Source organism: Wenzhouxiangella indolica, assembly GCF_042310355.1.
Taxonomy (GTDB): Bacteria; Pseudomonadota; Gammaproteobacteria; order Xanthomonadales; family Wenzhouxiangellaceae; genus Wenzhouxiangella.
The window spans coordinates 69,929-90,380 of the sequence record NZ_JBHJMR010000002.1 but is presented as its reverse complement, the minus strand read 5'-3'; the positions used below and the strand labels follow the sequence as shown (position 1 = coordinate 90,380).

Sequence of the window (20,452 nt, the reverse complement as noted above, 5' to 3'; positions counted from 1 at the left end):
GGGTTTGATTCAGATCATGCCGCGGATACGGCACGCGGTAAAATACTACGTCACCAGCACCTCTGACCGGGAAAAATCCGCGAATCGATGATCATGCACAGCGCCAGCCAGACCCCGGAGGAACTGCTACAGGCTTTTGCAGCCACCGAATACCGGGTGCGCATCGCCGGCGGGGAGCATGTTCTTCATCCCGGCCGGCGGCATGCATCCCTGGATGCGGCGCTCGGAAACCGCGCCTGGGCCGTGGTCACGGCATTCAACCCGCAGGCTCGCCGGCTGGACGAAGCAGGCAACCGTCGGCGCCAGCAGGAGTTGCTCGCGGCTCTCGCGCACACCGGGCAGGATACCCACCCCGCCGTCAATCGCGATCCCGAGGCCGCCTGGCCCGACGAGATCGCCGTGTTGATCGTCGAGATCGGCATGGCCGACCTCGACAAGCTGGCGCGCGAATTCGACCAGGCCGCGGTTGTCACAGGCCGGCCCGGAGAGCCGGCCCGGCTTCGCCTTTACGGCGAAAGCTGGCCGCAAACCATGCCGCAGTGGGCCGACAAGGTCAGTTGATGCGCACCCTGCTTGCAACCCACCAGGCCACGTTTTCGCGAGCCGGGGAGCCGGTGTTCGAGCCGGTCGATCTGTCGATCGGCGGCGGGCAGGCCCTGGCAATACGCGGCGCCAACGGCTCGGGCAAGACGACCCTGCTGCGCCTGCTCGCCGGCATCCTGCGGCCATCCGGGGGCACGGTGAAACGCCACGCCCCGGTCAACTTCCTGGGCCACCTGGCCGCGGTCAAGGGCGAGCTGAGCTGTCGCGAGAACCTCGATTTCCGGCGCCGCTTCCAGGCCAGCGCCAGCGGCATGCCCAACAGCCGGGCCCTGGCCCGCGTCGGACTGGCCGGCCTGGGGCTGAGGCCCGCGCGCACGCTGTCGGCCGGGCAAAAGCGCAGGCTCGGACTGGCCGGCCTGCTGGTCGCGCCGGCGGCCGTCTGGCTGCTCGACGAACCCTACGCCAGCCTCGACGACGACGGCTGTGCCCTGGTCGATGCCCTGCTGTCGGAACAACTGGGGCGCGACGGATCGGTCGTCCTTTCAACCCACCAGCGACAGCCGGAAATCAACGCGACCGTTCGAACGCTCGTGGTCGAGCGCCATGCCGGAGAGGCGGGATGACGGCACAGATGTCCGCACTGTTCCGGCGCGATCTGCGCCTGGCCCTGCGCCACGGCGGCGAGTCCCTGATGCCGCTGATCTTCCTGTTCGCGGTGATCATCCTGGTGCCCTTGGGCGTCGGTCCCGGCCCCAATCTACTGGCCAGCATCGCGCCGGGCATGATCTGGGTCGCGGCCCTGCTCGCCAGCCTGCTCGCGCTGGAACAGCTGTTCCGTCCGGATCTCGAGGACGGCACGCTGGAACAATGGTGGGTGGGATCGAATTCACCCGCGGCACTGGTGGTCACGCGCCTTTTCAGCCACTGGCTGATCACCGGCGTGCCGGTGATCGTCTTCGCGCCGCTGGCCGCGCAAATGCTTTACCTCCCCGACGCGGCCCTCGGCACGTTGATGCTGAGTCTGTTGATCGGCACGCCGATTCTCAGCCTGGTCGGCGGCCTCGCCAGCGCCCTGACCCTGGGCACGAACCGCGGCAGCGTTCTGTTGTCCATTCTGGTGTTCCCGATGGTGGTCCCGGTCCTGATCTTCGCCACCGGAGGCGTTGCCGCGGCCGCGCAAGGCCACTCGGCCAGTGCGCACCTTGGGCTGCTGGCGGCCCTGCTGATCCTGGCCGTCACGCTGGTTCCCCTGGCCACCACCGCTGCATTGAGGTTGAACATCGAATGATTTTCCATCGCCTGAAAGTCGGCTTCCACCGACTCGGCTCGCCGCCGACCTTTCACAAGCTGTGTCGGGTCCTCGCGCCGTGGCTCTGGGGCGCTTTCCTTGCTTGCACCGTCGTCGGCCTCTACCTGGCGCTCTTCGTCGTCCCGCCCGACTACCAGCAGGGCGACAGCTACCGCATCCTGTTCATCCATGTACCGGCCGCCTGGCAGGCCATGGCCGGCTACCTGGTCATGGCGGTACTCGCCGTCATCGCCCTGGTGTGGCGTATTCGCACGGTCGAGATCATGACCATGGCCGCGGCCCCCATCGGCGCCGCCTTCACCGCGCTGTGCCTGGCCACCGGCTCGCTCTGGGGCAAACCCATGTGGGGCACCTGGTGGGCGTGGGACGCGCGACTGACCTCGATGCTGGTGCTGCTGTTCATCTACCTGGGCATCATGGGGCTGTACGCGGCGTTCGAGGATCGACGCAAGGGTGCACGGGTAGCCTGTATCCTCGTCCTGGTCGGGCTGGTGAACATTCCCATCATCCATTTTTCGGTGGAATGGTGGACCACGCTGCATCAGGGCGCGACGATTCGCCTGCTCGGCGAGTCGCGGATGCATCCGAGCATGCTGCCGCCGCTGATCTGGATGACGATCGGCGTCAAGCTGATGTTCGGCGCCGCCCTGCTCGACCGCGCCCGCAACGACCTGCTCGAGCAGGACCGGCGCAAGAACTGGATTCGGCAACTCGTCAGCAACAATCCCCCGGGGGACAATGCATGATTCCGCAACTGGATTACGCTTTTTATGTCTGGACCAGCTACGGCCTGTTTGCCGTGATCATGGCCTGGCAATTCATTCAGCCACGCCTGCGCAGGCGGCGCATACTCGCCGAACTGCGTGAGGAATACGCCCTGCAACTCGGAAACTACGATGACCCCGACGCGTAAGAAAAGACTCGCAATCGTCGCCCTGATCGTCCTGGGCGTGGGAACGGCCACGGCCGTGGCCATCACCGCGCTCAACGACAACATGCTCTATTTCGTGAGCCCCACCGACGTCCATGCCGCCAGCGCGCCGCTGGACCGACAGATCCGCCTGGGCGGGCTTGTGGCCGCTGAATCGGTTCAGCGCGAGCCCGATAGCCTGGCGGTGCAGTTCACCGTCACCGACGGGCGCCACGACGTACCGGTGAGCTTCGAAGGCATCCTGCCCGACCTGTTTCGCGAGGGCCAGGGCGTGATCGCCCACGGGCATCTCGACGAGAGCGGACACTTCCGGGCGCACGAGGTCCTGGCACGGCACGATGAAACCTACATGCCGCCGGAAGTCATGAAGTCGCTCGAAGCCGCCGGACACCCACCCGAGGCCTCGAAGCAATGAGCGCGGAACTCGGACAGATTGCACTGATCCTGGCCCTGGTGCTGGCAACGCTGCTGGCGGTGCTGCCCATGGTCGGCGCCCAGCGCAACAACCAGGCCTTGATGAAGCTGGCTCCCTCGCTGGCCATCGGGCACTTCGTTTTCCTCGCCGGCGCGTTCGCGGCCCTGGCCTTTGCATTTCTTCAGCACGATTTCACGGTCACCTACGTGGCCATGCACTCCAACCTGCTGCTGCCCTGGTACTACCGCCTGACGGCCGTCTGGGGCAGCCACGAGGGCTCGCTGCTGCTGTGGATGCTGCTGCTCGGCGGCTGGATGCTGGCCGTGGCCGCCTTTTCGCGTTCGGTGCCGCGCGTGTTCACCGCGCGCGTGCTGGCGGTGATGGGCATGATTTCGGTCGGCTTTCTGCTGTTCATCCTGTTCACATCCAACCCTTTCGAGCGCATCCTGCCCGGCCCCATCGACGGGCGCGATCTCAACCCCCTGCTACAGGACGTGGGGATGATCTTCCACCCACCACTGCTCTACATGGGCTACGTCGGCTTCGCCGTGGCCTTCGCTTTTGCCATTGCCGGGCTGATCGACGGCAAGGTCGAGCGCGACTGGGTGCGATGGTCCAGGCCCTGGACCCTGGCGGCCTGGGCCTTTCTGACCTTCGGCATCGCGCTCGGCTCGTGGTGGGCCTACTACGAACTCGGTTGGGGCGGCTGGTGGTTCTGGGATCCGGTCGAGAACGCCTCGTTCATTCCCTGGCTGATCGGCACCGCCCTGATCCATTCCCAGGCCGTGACCGAGAAACGCGGCGCCTTCCCGGCCTGGACCGTACTGCTGTCGATCGCGGCCTTCTCGATGTCGCTGCTGGGCACCTTCCTGGTCCGCTCGGGCGTGCTGACCTCGGTGCACGCCTTCGCCAACGACCCCGAGCGCGGGCTTTTCATCCTCGTTTTCATGGGCGTGGTGACCGGCGGGGCGCTTGTGCTGTATGCCCTGCGCGCGCCGCGCATCATGACCGGTGAGGGCTTCGACTGGGTCAGCCGCGAATCGGCGCTGTTGCTCAACAACGTCTTCTTCACCGTCTCGGCCGCCATGGTCCTGCTCGGCACGCTCTACCCCCTGATCATCGACTTCATGGGCTGGGGTCAGATTTCCGTCGGCCCGCCCTACTTCGGCGCCATGTTCATCCTACTGATGACGCCGGTCGTGCTGCTGCTGCCGCTGGGCCCCTTCACTCGCTGGAAGCGGGACGAGTTCCTGCGCGTCGCCCGCCCGCTGGCGACCGCCGCCGTGGTCTCGATCGTCGCCGCGCTGCTCGTGTGCGCCTGGCTGGGCACCTGGAGCCTGCGCGCGGCGGCCGGCTGGATCGGCGGTTTCTGGCTACTCAGTGGCGCGCTTGCCTACGGTCTGCGGACCGCCCGGGCAAGTCGCTCTGGCCTGGCCCGTCACCAGTGGGGCATGCTGCTGGCCCACGCCGGCGCCGGTGTATTCGTCATCGGCGCGGCCATGGTCGAGGCCCACACTTTCGAACGCGATGTGCGCATCGCGCCGGGCGAAACCGTCGAGGCCGCCGGCTATCGCTTTACCCTGCACGAAGTCGCCCAGGTCAAGGGACCGAACTGGCGTGCCGAGGAAGCTCGCTTCAGCATCCATCGCGGTGATCGCGAAATTGCGCGCATGTCGCCGCAGAAACGGCACTACCACCGCGGCGGCCAGACCATGACCCAGGTCGCGCTCAAGCCCGGCGTGTTCCGCGATCTCTACATCGCCATGGGCGAGGAGCTCGGCGCGAGCGGTGCCTGGAGCTTTCGGGTACACATCAAACCCTTCGTGCGCTGGATCTGGGCCGGCGCGGTGCTGATCGGCCTCGGCGGCCTGATCGCGGCTTCCGACCGGCGTTACCGCGGCAAGCGCAAGGCCAGGCAACCCGCCGGGGCGGCCGCGGAGGCGAGCGCATGATTCGCATGCTGATTCCGCTGGCGGTCTTCCTCGCGCTGGTGATTCTGCTCATCGCCGGCCTGCAGACCGGCGATGAGCGCAAGCTGGTCCGCTCGCCCTTGATCGGCAAGCCGCTGCCCGAATTCACCCTGCCCGGCCTGCACGATCCCGAAACCCGCACCAGCCGGGGCGATCTCCTGGGCCAGCCGTTCATTCTCAACGTCTGGGGCAGCTGGTGCTGGGCCTGCCGGGTCGAGCACCCCTTCGTCGAGCGGCTCGGCAACGAGGCGCCGATCGAACTGGTCGGCTTCAACTGGAAGGACGAGCGCGCGGACGCGCTGGAATGGATCGATCAGTTCGGCGACGCCTGGGACAGGCACCTGGTCGACTTCGAAGGCAAGGTGGCCATCGACCTGGGCGTCTATGGCGCGCCCGAGACCTTCCTGGTCGACCACGAAGGCACCATCCGCCACAAGCATATCGGGCCGATCGACGCGACGGTGTTCGAGGACCTGATGCGGCGGGCCATGGAACTGCGAGGGGAAGCTCGATGAGTTGTCGGTTGTCAGTTGTCAGTTGCAAGTGGGCGCTCGTTCTGGCGCTGGTGCCGCTTTTGGCGCTGGGGTCGGCGATCGAACCGTACGAATTCGAAAGCGAGTTGCAGCAGAAGCGGTTCCGGGCGCTGGCCGAAGAGTTGCGCTGCACCGTGTGTCAGAACCAGTCGCTGGCTGACTCCGACGCACCGCTGGCCGGCGACCTTCGCGACGAGGTCTTTCGCATGCTGCAGGACAATCGCAGCGACCAGGAAATCCGCAGCTTCATGGTCGAGCGCTACGGCGACTACGTCCTCTACCGTCCGCCGCTGGCCGGCCACACGCTGTTGCTCTGGGGCGGACCGATCGCCCTGCTGCTCATCGGCCTGGTCAGCGCCGCGTTCGTCATTCGCAAACGGAGAACGGCACTTTGAGCAATCCCGTCTTTCTTTTCGCCGCCGTCGGCGCGGTGCTGCTGGCGCTCGCCTTCATCGCCCCGCCCCTGCTCAGGGGCGGACAGAAGGCAACGCTCATCGGCGCCCTGGTATTCGTCCCCGCGGCCACGCTCGCCGTCTACATGCTGGTCGGAACCCCCGGCGGCATCGCCCCGGACACCGGCGAAACCGGCGAGGTTCGCTCGGCCGTCACCGACCTTGCCCGGCGCGCCGTGCGCGAGCCCGACAACGCGGAAAACTGGGCGCGCCTCGGCCTGGCCTACAAGAGCATCGAAGAGTTCTCCTCGGCCGAGCACGCCTTCCGCCGCGCGCTCTACATCGATGCCGACGCCGGCTTCCTGAAGGCCGAACTGGGCGAGACCCTGCTGTATGCGTCCGGCGAGCGCCAGCTGCCGGAAGAAGCGAGCCGCCTGCTTCGGGAAGCGGCCGAGGACGGCAACCAGAAGGCCCTGTGGCTACTCGGACTGGACGCCTTTCAGCAGGAACGATTCGATGAAGCCGAGCAACGCTTCGAGGCGCTCCTGGCCGTTCTGCCTGCCGAAAGCAGCGTGCGATCCACGGTCGAGGAGTATCTCGGCGCAGCGCGCTCGCCGGAAACGTCCTCCGACTCCAGCGCCGAACCGGCAACCCGATCGGACGGCGACGCCGCAGCTTCACTGTCGCTGCAACTGTCCATCGACGAACAACTGGCCGGGCGCCTCGAAGGCGACGAGACGGTCTTCGTCGCCGTAAGACGCGCCGGCGGCGGCCCGCCGCTGGCGGTTCGGCGCCTGCGCGCCGACGAACTCCCGCTGCAACTGACCATCGACGACGGCGATGCCATGATGGCCGACAGCGGTCTGTCCTCGGCCGACGCCGTCGTCGTTGTCGCCCGGGTTTCCTTCAGCGGCGATGCCACCGCCGCGACGGGTGACTTTGAAGGCCGAAGCGATATACTCCCGGTCGAGGGACAGGGGCTTAGCGCGGAGGTGACGATTGACGAGGTTCTCTAAGGCCGCTTTCTGGGCGATCGTCGCTTTCTGTGCACTGGCTGCACCGGATCAGGCGGCAGCCCAGAAGGACAGGGCGGACGGTGACAACGACGATCTCGATGAGCACGCCATCTGGATCATCGAGTACGAGAACGATATTTTCGCGAATCAGGATCGCTACTACACCAACGGCATCCGGCTGTCCCGCATCGGTCAGGTACGAACGCCGCCGTCATGGCTGGCCAGCGTGGCACAACGCTTTCCGGGCATCGACGAGGCGGACGCGCTGCCCTATCGCCTGTCGATCAGCCACAACCTCTACACGCCCCGGGATATCGAGAATCCGCAGTTTCCCCCGGACGACCGGCCCTACGCCGCCTGGTTCAATATCCAGTTCGCTACCGGCACGACCAGCAAGCGGGGGGCGGATCGCGTGCATGTCGGCCTCGGCGTGGTCGGTCCACTGGCCTTGGGCGAAGAAATCCAGAAGACCATCCACGATGCAATCGACGCACCCGAACCGATTGGATGGGACCAACAGATCCGCAACGAACCGACCCTGCAGATCGGCTACGACCGGTTCAGGCGCGTCCTCACCGCCGGTGAGCCCGGTGGCACCGGCCTCGACGCCACCTGGATGGCCGGCTCCATGATCGGCAATGCCCATACCCACCTTGCGGCAGGCGGCTTCCTGCGCCTGGGCCACAACCTGCCGCGCGGCTACGGGCCGCCGCGCATCACGCCCGCCATTTCCGGGGCGGGCTATTTCATGCCCAGCCGCGATCCTTCCTGGTACCTGTACCTGGGCGCGGAAGGGCGGCGCGTTTTCCGCGACATGTTCATCGAGGGCAATACCTTCGGCGGCGTCGACGGCGTCAGCCGCAACCGGCACGTGGGCGAGGTCTTCGGCGGACTGGTCTACACCCGCGGGCCGCTGAGACTGGCCTACACGCACGTTTGGCGAACCCGGGAATTCGTCGGCCAGGCCGAGGGCCAGACCTACGGAGCGCTGTCGTTCTCGTTGTGGTGGTAGTCGGATAGCGGCGCCGGCCGCCCGAACAGAAAGCCCTGCATGTAGTCGATTCCGATTTCCCGGCAGAGCTCGGCCGTTGTCTCGTCTTCCACGCCCTCGATCAGGGTGCTGACGCCCAACCCGGCAATCATGCGGTTGAGCTCGGCCAGAAGCCGGTAGCGCGGTGAATCCCGCGCGGTCATGTCCCTGATCAGCCCCATATCGAACTTCAGGTAGTCCGGCGGCACCTCGACCAGTTCCAGCAGGCGCGCCTGGCCGGCCCCGAAGTCATCATAGGCCAGAGCAATGTGCATGCGCGAAAGCTCCTGCTTGACCTCGGCCATGGCCCCCAGGTCGGTGACCGCCGACTCGTGAACCTCGAAGACCAGGTCGAGATCGGGGTGAAGACGCCGCAGTTCGTGCAGTTCGTCCATCAGTGCGACCATGTCCTCGCACTCGGTGGGGTGATTATTGAAGAAGAGCGGCAGTCGAAGGCCGGCCTCGCTGGCCAGCTCGAAGCAACGACGGCGCAGCATCCGGCTCAAGCGCACCTCGGTGTCGAGGGCGGCGGCCAGGGCAAAAAGCTGGCCCGGGCCCTCATCGAGATTGGGGTGCTCACTCCTGCCGAGCAGTTCCAGTCCGTGCAACTCACCCGAAGCCGTGACGATCGGCTGGCCATGGCCGGTGATCTGGCGGTTCTCGAGCAACTCGAAAAATGCCGGCATATGCAGGGGGAAATCGCGCGGCAATGAAACCATGCCGACCACGGTTTCCTCCCCAGTGCGAGAACCGACCCCGGGCTCTACAGCAAGTGAATCGGCCATGACCCGAAACTCGTGGTCGGCGAGGTGGAGCACGTCACCGACCTGCAGGCGGGTGCGCGACATGACGCGATCGTGGTTGACGAAGGTCCCGTTGGTGCTGCCGAGATCCTGGACGAACAAGACGTCGCCGTCGAGCTCGAAGCGCGCATGCATTCGGGAAAGCCGTGCGACGGAGAGCTGGATCGAACAGTCGGGATGCCGCCCGATACTGGACGGAAATTCGTCGAGATGAATATGACGCGGCAGGTTCGAATCCTTGCCGGAACTCTCCAGGTAAAAACGCTGAGTCATTCAACCCCCCGCGGTTTCTGTCCCGCAGTATCCGTGGATTGCCGGCCCAGCGCAAGCGTCGCCCGGCCCGGAACCGCCCCGCACTGATATTGACAATGATTCGCATTCATGAAATACTTCACCCATGTACGTTTGCGTCTGCAATGCCGTCACCGAGCGAACCATTCGCGACCTGGTCGCCGAGGGCTATCACAGTGTGAACGAAATCGAGGCGTTGACCGGCTGCTCGGGCAGCTGCGGACGCTGCCGGGAGCACGCCGAGGCCGTCATCGAGGCCTCGCTCGCCCGCCCCACCCTGCCCGTCATCGAAGCGACCGCGAAGATCCCGCTTTTTCGAACCGGTTGAGTCGCCCACTTTCATTCTGGCCAGCACACGCTTCGGACGTTATCCTATAGAGCAGTCCAAGCGATAAGAGCAGAGCATGAAAGGCGACCCAAGAATCATCGAAATCCTCAACCAGGCCCTGAAGGCGGAGCTGACCGCCATCAACCAGTACTTCCTGCACTCGCGCATGTACGAGGACTGGGGCCTGATGAAGCTCTCGAAAATGGAGTACGAGGAATCCATCGACGAGATGAAGCATGCTGATCGCATCATCAAGCGCGTCCTGTTCCTCAGCGGCCTGCCCAACCTGCAGGATCTCGACCACCTGTTGATCGGCGAGAACCCGGTCGAATGCCTGCAGAACGACCTCAAGCTCGAGTACGAAGCGCTCGATATGTACAAGGCGGCCGTCAAGGAATGCGAATCGGTCGGCGACTACGCCACGCGCGACCTGTTCGAGGACCTCATCCGCGACGAGGAAGGCCATGCCGATTTCCTCGAAACCCAGCTCGAACTGATCGACCGCATCGGCGAGCAGCGCTACCTGCAGTCCCAGATGGGCGAGCAGGAAGCGGGCGGCTGATCCGCGCTGCGTGTTTCGACCGGACGAGTGAACGCGCCTACAGGCGCTCCAGCCCCCGCACCAACTTCTCCACCAACTCGTCCACCTGCCCTTCGTCGATGATCAGCGGCGGGCAAACGGCAATCGTGTCGCCGGGCAGCGCCCGCACGATCAGGCCTTCGGCGAGGCAGGCCGCTGCCGCCTTGAAGGCGATTTTCTTCTCGGGCGGAAACCGTTCGTGCGTTTCTCGGTCGGCAACGAACTCGATCCCGGCAATCAGGCTCTCCCCGCGCACGTTGCCGACGAGGGGGTGCGCACGAACGCGCTCGAGACCGGCCTGCAGCCGTTCGCCCATTCTGGCCGCATGCGCCATCACGCCGCGCTCTTCCATCAGTTCCAGGTTGCGCAGGGCCACGGCTGCCGCCACCGGGTGACCGGCGTAGGTCAGGCCGTGGGCGAACAGGCCCATCTCGCCGGAAGCCTCGGCAATCGCCTCGTACATGAACGGCGGCACCGCCACCGCCGAGATCGGCTGGTAGGCCGACGACAGGGCCTTGGCCATGGTCATGGTCGCCGGCTGGATATTCCAGGTCTGGCAGCCGAAGTCCTGACCGGTGCGCCCGAAACCGCACACGACCTCATCGTCGATCAGCAGGATGTCGTTGTCGCGCAGGATCGGCTGGATCCGCTCGAAGTAGCCCTTTGGCGGCGGAATCACGCCGCCGGCGCCCATCAGCGGCTCGGCGATCATCGCGGCGATGTTCCCGGCACCCTCGCGGGCAATGACGCGCTCGAGCTCCCCGGCGAGCCTTTCGGAGAAAGCCTCCTCGCTCTCCCCCGGCTCGGCGTGGCGATAGTGGTAGGGCGATGTCAGGTGGATGACATCGTCACCGGGCAGGTCGAAGTGCTTATGAAAGGCCGGCAGGCCGGTCAGGGCCGCCGAGGCCAGCGTGACGCCGTGGTAAGCGTTGCCGCGCGAGAGGATCTTCTTCTTGTGCGGCTTGCCGATGGCGTTGAAGTAGTAACGCATCAGCTTGACCTGGGTGTCGTTGGCGTCCGAACCGGAGCAGCCGAACAGGAAACGCGCGCCCTCGATCGGCACCCACTCGGCCAGCTTGGCGGCCAGGCGAATGCTCGGCTCGTTGGCCTTGCCGGCAAAAAGCGGGCCGTAACAGAAGGTCTCCATCTGCTTTCGCGCCGCCTCTACCAGTTCCGGCTCGCCGTAGCCCAGCGCTGTGCACCACAGGCCGGCCATACCTTCGAGGTACTGACGACCTTCGCTGTCGTAGACGTAGACGCCCTTCCCGCGCTGCCAGATCAGCGGCCCGGTCCGTCCATGGGTTCTGAGATCGGTGGAGGGATGAAACAGGTGATCGAGATCGAGCTGTCCGAGCTGGTCGGTGGTCATGTGTGCGCGTCGAAACGAGAAGCCAGCGAGGATGATAACGGAGTTGCGACGGCTCGCGTTCGGTTCAGCCCAGCGGCTGCTTGAGGCGGCGAACGGCGTCCGCGGCACGACGCGCCAGCTCGCGACAATCCTGCTTTTCCAGATCGTCGGTGCGAATCGGCTGGCCGAACGCCAGACGAATCCGCCCCGGGCGAATCCTGAAGCCGTCCGGCGGCATGACCCGGCCGCTGCCCTCGACGGCCACCGGAACCACGGGCACCCCCGCGGCCACGGCGGCGCGAAAGGCCCCGGGCTTGAACGGCCCTACGCTGCCGTCACGGCTGCGCGTGCCCTCGGGAAAGGCCGCCAGGCTGTGCCCGGCGCGCAGTAACTCGGCCGCCCGCTCGAGCTCGGCCACCACCGCGCGCGACTTGCCGCGCTGCAGCACGACCATGCCCATGGCGCGCGTGTACCAGCCCAGAAACGGAACCCGGCCCAGCGAAGATTTGAGCATGAATCGAAGCGGCACGGGCACGGACATGAAAAGCGCACAGATCTCGATCATCGACTGATGATTGGCGACCAGCATGTACGGCTTCGAAAAGTCGATATTGTCCAGGCCCGAGACGTCCAGCTGCGCACCGGCGCCGCGCATCAGAACCGGCGACCACAACCACGCAGCCATGCGCAGCGGACTGCGTTCGCTGCCGGTCACCAACCGCACCAGCAGCGCCAGGCTGATGCCGACGACGGACCAGGTCAGGGTAAAAATCAGCTGCAGCGCATTGATCGGCCACCACAACCACTCGGGAACGAGATGCAGGCGATGCCAGCCGCGATCGACCGAATCGCTCACCCCTTCATGTCTTTGCTCGTTCATCGACCCCTTTTACGTACAAATCAACCAAATACTGTCAGCTGAACCACTTCAGAAGGCGCATCTTGAACCGGCTGTAAGGCGGAAAGCGGATCGGAATCTCCGGGAATCGTCCGCGCTTCATGACCGCCTTGAGGTGCGAGAGGCGATCGAAACCGGCCCGGCCATGATACTGGCCCATCCCGCTCATGCCCACGCCGCCGAAAGGCAGGTCCGGCACCGACATGAACATCAGCGTATCGTTGATGCACAGGCTGCCGGTCGACACGGTCGCGCCGAAGCGCCGCTCGGATTCGCTCGAGCGCGTGAACAGGTAGGCCGCCAGGGGCTTGTCGCCCTTGCGGATGAAAGCCATCGCCTCGTCCAGGTCCGCCACCTCGAGTATCGGCAGGACGGGCCCGAAGATCTCCTCCTGCATCACCGGCGAATCGGGCGCGACGTCGGTCAGAACGGTCGGCTCGATCCGGCAGCCTTCCTGGTCGACCCGCCCGCCGACGGCGACGTGGCCGCTGTCGAGCAGCACGCGCAGGCGATCGAAATGCCGACGGTTGATGATCTTGCAGTAGTCCGCGCTGCCCAGACGGTCGGCGCCGTACATCTCGAACAACTCATGCTCGATCGCGCCGATTAGCTTGTCGCGCTCGCCCGGCGTGACCAGGACGTAATCGGGCGCGATGCAGGTCTGGCCGGCGTTGAGGCACTTGCCCCAGATCAGGCGCCGGGCCGCCGACGCCAGGTCCGCGCCGGGGTCGATCACGCAGGGACTCTTGCCGCCCAGCTCCAGCGTGACTGGCGTGAGCTGCTTGGACGCCGCGCGCATGATGATCTTCCCGACCGCGGATCCGCCCGTATAGAAGATATGGTCGAAGCGCTGCTTGAGCAGCTCCGTGGTCTCGTCGACGGCACCCTCGACCACGCGCACAGCCCGATCGTCGAGGTACTTCGGAACCAGTTCGGCCATCAGCGCGGACGTGGCCGCCGCAACCTCGGAAGGCTTGAGCACCGCACAGTTGCCCGCCGCAAGCGCCGGGATCAGCGGACTGAGCAGCAGCTGGACGGGGTAGTTCCAGGCGCCGATGATCAGCACCACGCCGAAGGGTTCTGGCTGGACCCAGCTACGCCCGGGCTTGCCGACCATGGGGGTGCGCACGCGCCGCGGCCTGGCCCAGCGCTTGAGGCGCTTGCGCGCGTGATCGACCTCGCTGAAGATCAGCGCCGTCTCACCCAGCAGGACTTCCTGCGGCGGCTTGCCCAGGTCCTCGGCCAGGGCCTCGTTCACCCGACCCTCGTTTTCTTCGAGCATGCGCGAGAGCGCGGCCAGTTGCTCACGCCGCCAATCGAGCGACCGGGTCAGGCCGCTATCGAAGCTGGCGCGCAGCGCTTCGAGCATGGACGGGTATTGGGCTGGGTCGATGCTCATCTTGAAACCTCGGGTTTCGGGCTGGGGGGGTTACGGTTTACGGTTTACGGATTCCGGATTCCGGATTCCGGGTTCCGGGTTCCGGGTTCCGGGTTCCGGGTTCCGGGTTCCGGGTTCCGGGTTCCGGGTTCCGGGTTCCGGAAACAGGATACGCCCAGAACGCTGAATCCCGAAACCCTCGAGACCGTAGGTCGGGGTCGCATCCCCGACGGACGACCTATCGGACCTGCACACACGTAAGCTACGCGTGTACAAGCCTGATTTCTCGACCGTCGCGGATGCGACCGCGACCTACGCGGCCTTCGATCCACCAGCGCGGCAAAGCCGCCCCGCAACGCCCGAACGATGCCGCCTGAAACCTGAAACCTGAACCCTGAAACCTTTCTTTACCCAATCGGCTCGAAGTCCGAGGTGAAGTGCCGCAGGAACTTCGGCTCCCAGGTAATCCGGTAGCCCGGGGCGGAATGGCGCTGATCGCGCACGATTTCGAACGCCTCGATCAGGTAATCGACGTGGCTCTGCGTGTAGACGCGGCGCGGAATGGCCAGGCGCACCAGCTCGCGCGGCGCCGGGATCAGCTTGCCGTCGGCATCGTACTTGCCGAACATCACCGAGCCGATTTCGACCGATCGGATGCCGGCCATCTTGTAGAGTTCGCAGACCAGCGACTGGCCGGGGTACTGGTCCACCGGCAGATGATCGTAGAGCTTGCCGGCGTCGACGTAGACGGCATGACCGCCGATCGGCTTGATCACCGGAATGCCCAGCCGGTCGAGGTGGTCGCCCAGGTAGGCAGTCGAGCGCGTGCGGTAGCGCAGGTAGTCCTCGTTGAAGATCTCGTCGAGGCCGATGGCAATCGCCTCCATGTCGCGGCCCGAAAGCCCGCCATAGGTCGTGTAGCCCTCGGTGATGATCAACACGCTGGTGCAGTGCTCGGCCAGCTCCGCGTCGTTGAGCGCCAGGAACCCGCCCATGTTGACCAGCGCGTCCTTCTTGGCGCTCATGACGCAGCCGTCGGCCAGGCCGAACATCTCGGTGGCGATCTCGCGACAGGACTTGTCGCCGTAGCCCGCCTCGTCCTGCTTGATGAACCAGGCGTTCTCGGCAATCCGGCAGGCATCCAGGATGAACAGGATCCCGTGCTTGCGGCACAGATCGCGGACTTCACGCGCGTTCTCCATGCTCACCGCCTGGCCGCCGCCGGAATTGTTGGTCACGGTGAGGATGATCGCGCCGATGTTCTCGGCACCGCGCTCGGCCACGAGCTCGGCCATGCGCCCGACATCGGCATTGCCCTTGAACGGAAACTTGCTGTTGGCCTTGCCCGCCTCGGGCGTGACGCAGTCGATCGCCTCGGCACCGCTGTACTCGATATTGGCGCGGGTGGTGTCGAAATGCGTGTTGTTGAGAAAGACCTTTCCTTCGCCGCCCAGATGGCTGTAGAGAATCCGCTCGGCCGCGCGGCCCTGGTGGGTGGGCAGGATATGCGGATAGCCGGTCAGGCCCTTGATGACCTTCTCGAGCCGCTGCCAACTGACCGAGCCGGCATAGGACTCGTCCCCGCGCATCATGCCGGCCCACTGTTCGGCACTCATCGCCGAGGTTCCGCTGTCGGTCAGCAGGTCGATGATGACCTGTTCGGACTTGAGCTTGAACGGATTGTAATTGGCTGATTCCAGGAACCTTTCCCGCTCTTCCCGGGTGGTCATGGCGATCGGCTCGACCGCCTTGATGCGAAACGGTTCGATCACCGTGCGGAACTGCTGGGACATGGAAATGCGGACTCCTGATGCAAGGGAAGCGGGGATGATAATCGCTGCCGGTGCTTCTCGTCACCCGCCGGTCGAATCGCGCGGCGTAGAAAATTGCTCAAATTGTGAACAAGTTCCGATTACCTGCGTGACGAAGTTCACAACTTTGCAAATCGTTTCCCGGATCGGGTGGAAATCAGGCCTGACGATCGTGTATCCCTAGAGCGGCTTCGATCAACATCGAAGCTTGCAATACCAACAAGGGGACTCACGAAATGACAAAAACGGGAGACTGCCCAACATGCAACGAAGTAAATCGTTAGCTAGATTCGCCGGCCTTGCCATCCTGGCCGCATCCTTTCTCACCAGCACCCACGCAGCAGAACTGCACACGGCCAAACAGCCGATCGAGGGCCGCTACATCGTGGTTCTCAAGGACGACGTGGCCACACTCGGCGCCCAGGGCGACAGCCTGGTCGACGATTCGGTGGTCACCGTGGCGACCGCGATGGCACGCACGCACGGCGCCGACCTGAAGCACGCGTATTCGCACGTGCTGCCCGGGTTCGTCGTGGAAGCCGGTCCGAAGAGTGTCGCCCGTCTCCTCGAAGACGATCGCGTCGCCTACGTGGAAGAGGACGGTGTCGTCTCGATCAATGCCACGCAGAACAACGCGACCTGGGGACTCGATCGAATCGACCAGCGTGACCTGCCACTGGATGGCAGCTACACCTACGAGACCGAAGCCAGCGGTGTCCATGCCTACATCGTCGACACCGGCGTGCGCTCCTCGCACAATGAATTCAGCGGCCGCATGGGACAGGGCTATTCCGCGATCAATGACGGCAACGGCAGCGACGACTGCAACGGCCACGGAACGCACGTCGCCGGAACCGTCGCCGGTTCCACCTACGGGGTCGCCAAGGGCGCAACCGTTCACGCCGTACGGGTGCTCGACTGCCAGGGATCCGGCTCGAACTCCGGCGTCATCGACGGCATGGACTGGGTCGCCGCCAACGCACAGGCGCCCGCCGTTGCCAACATGAGCCTCGGCGGCGGCGCGTCCACCGCGACCGACAACGCCGTGAGCAACATGCGCAATGCCGGCGTCACCGTCGTCGTGGCAGCCGGCAACGAAAGCCAGGATGCCTGCAACGTCTCGCCCGGCCGTTCGGAAGACGCCATCACGGTCGGCTCGACCACCGACTCCGACGCTCGCTCGAGCTTCTCCAACTACGGCACCTGTGTCGATATCTTCGCGCCGGGCTCGGATATCACCGCCGCCTGGTCGACAGGCGATTCGGCCACCAACACCATCAGCGGCACCTCGATGGCCTCGCCGCACGTCGCCGGGCTCGCCGCGCTCTACCTCGCCGGCAATACCGGCGCCTCGCCCAGCCAGGTCGAGAATGCCATCTACTCGAACGGCTCGAGCAACAAGCTCAGCGGCATTGGTTCGGGCTCGCCCAACCTGCTCGCCTACTCGCTGTTCGACGGCGGTGGCGATGACGGCGGCGGTGACGACGGTGGCGGCGACGACGGCGCAACCGAATTGTCCAACGGCACGCCCGAAGACAACCTCTCGGGAAGCGAAGGCTCCGAGTCCTTCTTCACCCTCGAAGTCCCGTCCGACGCCAGCAACCTGGAATTCGCCATGAGCGGCGGATCCGGTGACGCCGATCTCTACGTGCGCTTCGGCGACGAGCCGACCACCTCGGACTACGACTGCCGTCCCTACCAGGGTGGCAACGATGAAGCCTGCGATTTCGACGATCCGCAGGCCGGTACCTGGCACGTCATGATCCGAGGCTACTCGAGCTATTCCGGCGTGAGCCTGGTCGGCAGCTTTGACGAAGATGACGGCGGCGGCGACGATGGCGGCGGCGACGACGGTGGCGGAGATGGCTCCGAACTGTCCAACGGTGTGCCGGTCGACAACCTCTCCGGTGACCAGGATTCGGAAAGCTTCTTCACCCTCGACGTTCCGGCTGACGCCAGCAACCTGGAGTTCGCCATGAGCGGCGGCTCGGGTGATGCCGACCTCTACGTTCGCTTCGGCACAGAACCGACCACGTCGGACTACGACTGCCGGCCCTACCAGGGCGGCAACGACGAAAGCTGCGATTTCGATGATCCGCAGGCCGGCACCTGGCACGTCATGATCCGGGGCTACTCCAGCTATTCCGGTGTGAGCCTGGTCGGCAGCTTCGACGAAAGCGACGGCGGCGACGGTGGTGACGGCGGCGCGCCGTGCACCGACTGCGACCAGTACAGCGGTTCGCTGCCGGACGGTGAGTCCGAAATCCAGCCCGACGGCAACTACTACTACGCCGGAGCGGGCACCCACGAGGGATGGCTCTCCGGACCGGCCAGTGCCGACTTCGACCTGGCACTGTTCCGCTGGAACGGCTCGGGCTGGAGTGAAGTCGCCAGCTCGGAAGGCTCCGACAGCGAAGAGCAGATCAGCTACAACGGCTCGGCCGGCTACTACTACTTCCGCGTCGAGTCCTACTCGGGCAGCGGCAGTTACGATCTCTGGCTGAATACGCCGTAAACCGAAAGGTCAATCGACCAGAAACGAAAACGCCCCGGCCTTCCGGGGCGTTTTTTTGCCGAACGGCCGGCACACTGGTGACAAATGTGTGACTGAATCGAAAAAACTTATGTGATATACGTCACAAAAAGTGAAACAAGTCTCCCGATTCACTGGATTTCGCGCACTTCGATCGGGTATACAAATATGGGCTCTGAGAGGAGCGGAGCCTGTAAAGCGATCAAGGGGACTCACAGAAATGATCGAAACGGGAGCAAACCCAACATGTTACGAAGACTATCGTTAGTCCATATCGCCGGCCTGTTTCTCCTGGCCGCCACCATCTTCTCCACCGCTCAAGCATCCGAACTTCACACCGCAAAGCAACCGATCGAAGGCCAGTACATCGTCGTACTCAAGGACGGTGTGACGACCTTCGGTTCGCATGACACGCGCGGAATAACGGTTGCCTCGGCAGCACAGAGCATGGCGCGCACTTACGGAGCGCAGCTCCAGGCCTCTTTCTCGCACGTCCTTCCGGCGTTCGTGATCCAGGCCAATCCCAAGAGCGTCGCGCGACTGCTCGAGGATGACCGCGTCGCCTACATCGAGGAGGACGGCATCGTCTCCATCAACGCAACCCAGAACAATGCGACCTGGGGCCTCGATCGAGTCGATCAGCGAGACCGCCCGCTCGACGGCAGCTACACCTACAACACCACGGCGAGCAACGTGCACGCCTACGTCGTGGATACCGGTGTTCTCGGCTCGCACAGCGAGTTCAGTGGCCGCATGGGGAACGGCTACACCGCGATCAACGACGGCCGCGGCTGGAACGACTGCAACGGGCACGGCACGCACGTCGCCGGCACGGTCGCCGGTTCGACCTATGGTGTCGCCAAGGGCGCGACCGTGCATGCCGTACGCGTACTAGGCTGCAACGGCTCCGGCTCAAATTCCGGCGTGATCGCCGGCATGGACTGGGTGGCGCAGAACGCGCAGTCCCCCGCCGTGGCCAACATGAGCCTCGGTGGCGGCGCATCCACCGCAACCGACAACGCCGTAGCCAACATGCGCAGCTCCGGCGTCACCGTCGTGGTCGCGGCCGGCAACGAGAACCAGAACGCCTGCAACGTCTCGCCGGCGCGTTCGGCGTCCGCCATTACCGTCGGCTCGACCACCAGCTCCGATTCGCGCTCGAGCTTCTCGAACTACGGCAGCTGCGTCGACATCTTCGCACCCGGCTCGAGCATCACTTCGGCCTGGTCGACCGGCAATTCGGCCACCAACACGATCAGCGGCACGTCCATGGCGTCGCCGCACGTTGCCGGTATCGCCGCGCTGTACCTGGCCGACAACCCCGGCGCTTCGCCGGCCCAGGTCGAGAACGCCATCTTCAATGCCGGCTCCACCGGCAAGCTCAGCGGCATCGGTTCCGGCTCGCCCAACCTGCTCGCCTACTCGCTGTTTGACGGCGGTGGTGGTGGCGGCGGCGGTGGCGGCGGCGGTGGCGGTGCCACCGAGCTGTCCAACGGCGTCCCGGAAAGCAACCTCTCCGGTGGCCAGGGCTCGCAGACGTTCTTCACCATCGACGTGCCCTCCGGCGCCAGCAATCTCGAGATCGCCATGAGCGGCGGTTCGGGTGATGCCGATCTGTACGTGCGCTTCGGTTCCGAGCCGACAACGTCGACCTACGACTGCCGCCCCTACCGCAACGGCAACAACGAGAGCTGCGATTTCGCCAGCCCGAACGCAGGCACCTACCACATCATGCTGCGCGGCTACTCGAGCTACTCCGGCGTGAGCCTGGTCGGCAGCTTCGACGAACCCGGCGGCGGTGGTGGCGGTGGCGCACCCTGCACCAACTGCACCCAGTACAGCGGCTCGCTCTCGAACGGCGGCTCGCAAGTGCAGCCCAACGGCAACTACTACTATGCGCCCTCGGGCACGCACCAGGGCTGGCTCGTCGGCCCGACCAGCGCGGACTTCGATCTGCGCCTGTATCGCTGGAGCGGCAGCGGCTGGCAACAGGTTGCCACTTCGCTCACGCCCACCAGCGAAGAGCAGATCAGCTACAACGGCTCCGCCGGTTACTACTACTGGCGCGTCGAGTCCTACTCGGGCAGCGGCAGCTACGATCTGTGGCTGGATACACCGTAAGCTCAAAGGTCATACGACCAGAACCAAAACGCCCCGGCCTTCCGGGGCGTTTTCGCAAATGGGGCGGGAGCTGATGCTTGCCTCGGATTGGCTTCGGGAAACTAAAGATCGCCTGAATGGTATCGATTCATCAATCTGACGAGTGAGCCATTCATCTCGTTGAAGGTCTCTATCTCGTATCCAGTCAGCATCTGGCCAGCAGCATCAGCATTACGCTTCTGG

The 20,452-nt window shown here is 65.0% G+C and carries 20 protein-coding genes; 15 read left to right on the top strand and 5 right to left on the bottom strand.

Annotated elements, in window-relative coordinates; all coding sequences use genetic code 11:
- Positions 1–87: 87 nt before the first annotated feature.
- The 11 genes from ACDC67_RS03700 to ACDC67_RS03650 are packed head-to-tail and all read left to right on the top strand — an operon-like array spanning position 88 to position 8,121.
- Positions 88–561 (top strand): DUF3293 domain-containing protein, encoded by a 474-nt coding sequence (locus ACDC67_RS03700; protein WP_376690717.1) that lies wholly within the window; start codon positions 88–90, stop codon positions 559–561.
- Positions 561–1,166: a heme ABC exporter ATP-binding protein CcmA gene (gene ccmA, locus ACDC67_RS03695; protein WP_376690716.1), complete on the top strand. Its 606-nt coding sequence runs from the start codon at positions 561–563 to the stop codon at positions 1,164–1,166. Before ACDC67_RS03700 ends, ccmA begins: the two co-directional genes overlap by 1 nt.
- On the top strand, positions 1,163–1,831 hold the full coding sequence (ccmB, locus tag ACDC67_RS03690) for a heme exporter protein CcmB (protein WP_376690714.1): 669 nt from the start codon (positions 1,163–1,165) through the stop codon (positions 1,829–1,831). The genes ccmA and ccmB overlap by 4 nt, the downstream gene beginning before the upstream one ends.
- Positions 1,828–2,598 carry a heme ABC transporter permease gene (locus tag ACDC67_RS03685; protein WP_376690713.1) on the top strand — a complete coding sequence of 257 codons (771 nt, stop codon included), beginning with the start codon at positions 1,828–1,830 and terminating at the stop codon, positions 2,596–2,598. Before ccmB ends, ACDC67_RS03685 begins: the two co-directional genes overlap by 4 nt.
- On the top strand, positions 2,595–2,765 hold the full coding sequence (ccmD, locus tag ACDC67_RS03680) for a heme exporter protein CcmD (RefSeq protein ID WP_376690711.1): 171 nt from the start codon (positions 2,595–2,597) through the stop codon (positions 2,763–2,765). The genes ACDC67_RS03685 and ccmD overlap by 4 nt, the downstream gene beginning before the upstream one ends.
- The gene (ccmE, locus tag ACDC67_RS03675; RefSeq protein ID WP_376690709.1) at positions 2,749–3,198 is read left to right on the top strand and encodes a cytochrome c maturation protein CcmE; all 450 of its coding nucleotides are present in this window, start codon (positions 2,749–2,751) and stop codon (positions 3,196–3,198) included. Before ccmD ends, ccmE begins: the two co-directional genes overlap by 17 nt.
- Positions 3,195–5,150, top strand: a complete 1,956-nt coding sequence (locus tag ACDC67_RS03670) for a heme lyase CcmF/NrfE family subunit (RefSeq protein WP_376690708.1) — start codon at positions 3,195–3,197, stop codon at positions 5,148–5,150. The genes ccmE and ACDC67_RS03670 overlap by 4 nt, the downstream gene beginning before the upstream one ends.
- Positions 5,147–5,683 (top strand): DsbE family thiol:disulfide interchange protein, encoded by a 537-nt coding sequence (locus tag ACDC67_RS03665; RefSeq protein WP_376690706.1) that lies wholly within the window; start codon positions 5,147–5,149, stop codon positions 5,681–5,683. The genes ACDC67_RS03670 and ACDC67_RS03665 overlap by 4 nt, the downstream gene beginning before the upstream one ends.
- Before the next feature lie 8 nt (positions 5,684–5,691).
- Positions 5,692–6,096: a cytochrome c-type biogenesis protein gene (locus tag ACDC67_RS03660; protein WP_376690704.1), complete on the top strand. Its 405-nt coding sequence runs from the start codon at positions 5,692–5,694 to the stop codon at positions 6,094–6,096.
- Positions 6,093–7,109, top strand: a complete 1,017-nt coding sequence (locus ACDC67_RS03655) for a tetratricopeptide repeat protein (RefSeq protein WP_376690702.1) — start codon at positions 6,093–6,095, stop codon at positions 7,107–7,109. The genes ACDC67_RS03660 and ACDC67_RS03655 overlap by 4 nt, the downstream gene beginning before the upstream one ends.
- Positions 7,093–8,121, top strand: a complete 1,029-nt coding sequence (locus ACDC67_RS03650; RefSeq protein ID WP_376690701.1) for a lipid A deacylase LpxR family protein — start codon at positions 7,093–7,095, stop codon at positions 8,119–8,121. Before ACDC67_RS03655 ends, ACDC67_RS03650 begins: the two co-directional genes overlap by 17 nt.
- Here the strand turns inward: ACDC67_RS03650 and ACDC67_RS03645 are convergent.
- Entirely contained in the window at positions 8,088–9,215 is a 1,128-nt protein-coding gene (locus tag ACDC67_RS03645; protein WP_376690699.1) for an EAL domain-containing protein, read from the bottom strand. The genes ACDC67_RS03650 and ACDC67_RS03645 overlap by 34 nt on opposite strands.
- A gap of 124 nt (positions 9,216–9,339) precedes the next feature.
- On the opposite strand from ACDC67_RS03645, the gene ACDC67_RS03640 reads away from it, so the two are divergent.
- Positions 9,340–9,561 (top strand): (2Fe-2S)-binding protein, encoded by a 222-nt coding sequence (locus ACDC67_RS03640; protein ID WP_376690697.1) that lies wholly within the window; start codon positions 9,340–9,342, stop codon positions 9,559–9,561.
- Positions 9,562–9,637: 76 nt separating this feature from the next.
- Positions 9,638–10,123, top strand: coding sequence for a bacterioferritin (gene bfr / locus ACDC67_RS03635; RefSeq protein WP_376690695.1), 486 nt, complete (start codon positions 9,638–9,640; stop codon positions 10,121–10,123).
- Between the two features lie 37 nt (positions 10,124–10,160).
- Here bfr and ACDC67_RS03630 read toward each other — a convergent pair whose 3' ends face one another.
- The 4 genes from ACDC67_RS03630 to ACDC67_RS03615 form a co-directional block, all read right to left on the bottom strand.
- Positions 10,161–11,510, bottom strand: coding sequence for an aminotransferase (locus tag ACDC67_RS03630; protein ID WP_376690693.1), 1,350 nt, complete (start codon positions 11,508–11,510; stop codon positions 10,161–10,163).
- Positions 11,511–11,574: 64 nt separating this feature from the next.
- On the bottom strand, positions 11,575–12,369 hold the full coding sequence (locus ACDC67_RS03625) for a lysophospholipid acyltransferase family protein (protein ID WP_376690691.1): 795 nt from the start codon (positions 12,367–12,369) through the stop codon (positions 11,575–11,577).
- 34 nt (positions 12,370–12,403) lie between these two features.
- Positions 12,404–13,786 carry an aldehyde dehydrogenase family protein gene (locus ACDC67_RS03620; protein ID WP_376690689.1) on the bottom strand — a complete coding sequence of 461 codons (1,383 nt, stop codon included), beginning with the start codon at positions 13,784–13,786 and terminating at the stop codon, positions 12,404–12,406.
- A 386-nt stretch (positions 13,787–14,172) separates the two neighbouring features.
- Positions 14,173–15,558, bottom strand: coding sequence for a tryptophanase (locus ACDC67_RS03615; RefSeq protein WP_376690687.1), 1,386 nt, complete (start codon positions 15,556–15,558; stop codon positions 14,173–14,175).
- A 280-nt stretch (positions 15,559–15,838) separates the two neighbouring features.
- Between ACDC67_RS03615 and ACDC67_RS03610 the strand changes: the two genes are divergently transcribed.
- Both ACDC67_RS03610 and ACDC67_RS03605 read left to right on the top strand, forming a co-directional pair.
- Positions 15,839–18,091 (top strand): S8 family peptidase, encoded by a 2,253-nt coding sequence (locus ACDC67_RS03610; protein WP_376690685.1) that lies wholly within the window; start codon positions 15,839–15,841, stop codon positions 18,089–18,091.
- 264 nt (positions 18,092–18,355) lie between these two features.
- A complete protein-coding gene (locus ACDC67_RS03605; protein ID WP_376690684.1) occupies positions 18,356–20,230 on the top strand; it encodes a S8 family serine peptidase in 1,875 nt (624 codons plus the stop codon).
- The last annotated feature ends 222 nt before the right edge of the window (positions 20,231–20,452 follow it).

What these genes read in the sequence shown, in the direction of transcription:
- ACDC67_RS03685 (WP_376690713.1), top strand. Translation starts at nt 1,828, where the DNA reads ATGATTTTCCATCGCCTGAAAGTCGGCTTCCACCGACTCGGCTCGCCG.
- ACDC67_RS03665 (WP_376690706.1), top strand. Translation starts at nt 5,147, where the DNA reads ATGATTCGCATGCTGATTCCGCTGGCGGTCTTCCTCGCGCTGGTGATT.
- ACDC67_RS03605 (WP_376690684.1), top strand. Translation starts at nt 18,356, where the DNA reads ATGTTACGAAGACTATCGTTAGTCCATATCGCCGGCCTGTTTCTCCTG.
- ACDC67_RS03620 (WP_376690689.1), bottom strand. Translation starts at nt 13,786, where the DNA reads ATGAGCATCGACCCAGCCCAATACCCGTCCATGCTCGAAGCGCTGCGC.
- ACDC67_RS03645 (WP_376690699.1), bottom strand. Translation starts at nt 9,215, where the DNA reads ATGACTCAGCGTTTTTACCTGGAGAGTTCCGGCAAGGATTCGAACCTG.
- ACDC67_RS03610 (WP_376690685.1), top strand. Translation starts at nt 15,839, where the DNA reads ATGCAACGAAGTAAATCGTTAGCTAGATTCGCCGGCCTTGCCATCCTG.
- ACDC67_RS03670 (WP_376690708.1), top strand. Translation starts at nt 3,195, where the DNA reads ATGAGCGCGGAACTCGGACAGATTGCACTGATCCTGGCCCTGGTGCTG.
- ACDC67_RS03630 (WP_376690693.1), bottom strand. Translation starts at nt 11,510, where the DNA reads ATGACCACCGACCAGCTCGGACAGCTCGATCTCGATCACCTGTTTCAT.
- ACDC67_RS03700 (WP_376690717.1), top strand. Translation starts at nt 88, where the DNA reads ATGATCATGCACAGCGCCAGCCAGACCCCGGAGGAACTGCTACAGGCT.
- ACDC67_RS03640 (WP_376690697.1), top strand. Translation starts at nt 9,340, where the DNA reads ATGTACGTTTGCGTCTGCAATGCCGTCACCGAGCGAACCATTCGCGAC.
- ACDC67_RS03615 (WP_376690687.1), bottom strand. Translation starts at nt 15,558, where the DNA reads ATGTCCCAGCAGTTCCGCACGGTGATCGAACCGTTTCGCATCAAGGCG.
- ccmE (WP_376690709.1), top strand. Translation starts at nt 2,749, where the DNA reads ATGACCCCGACGCGTAAGAAAAGACTCGCAATCGTCGCCCTGATCGTC.
- ccmA (WP_376690716.1), top strand. Translation starts at nt 561, where the DNA reads ATGCGCACCCTGCTTGCAACCCACCAGGCCACGTTTTCGCGAGCCGGG.
- ccmD (WP_376690711.1), top strand. Translation starts at nt 2,595, where the DNA reads ATGATTCCGCAACTGGATTACGCTTTTTATGTCTGGACCAGCTACGGC.
- bfr (WP_376690695.1), top strand. Translation starts at nt 9,638, where the DNA reads ATGAAAGGCGACCCAAGAATCATCGAAATCCTCAACCAGGCCCTGAAG.
- ccmB (WP_376690714.1), top strand. Translation starts at nt 1,163, where the DNA reads ATGACGGCACAGATGTCCGCACTGTTCCGGCGCGATCTGCGCCTGGCC.
- ACDC67_RS03625 (WP_376690691.1), bottom strand. Translation starts at nt 12,369, where the DNA reads ATGAACGAGCAAAGACATGAAGGGGTGAGCGATTCGGTCGATCGCGGC.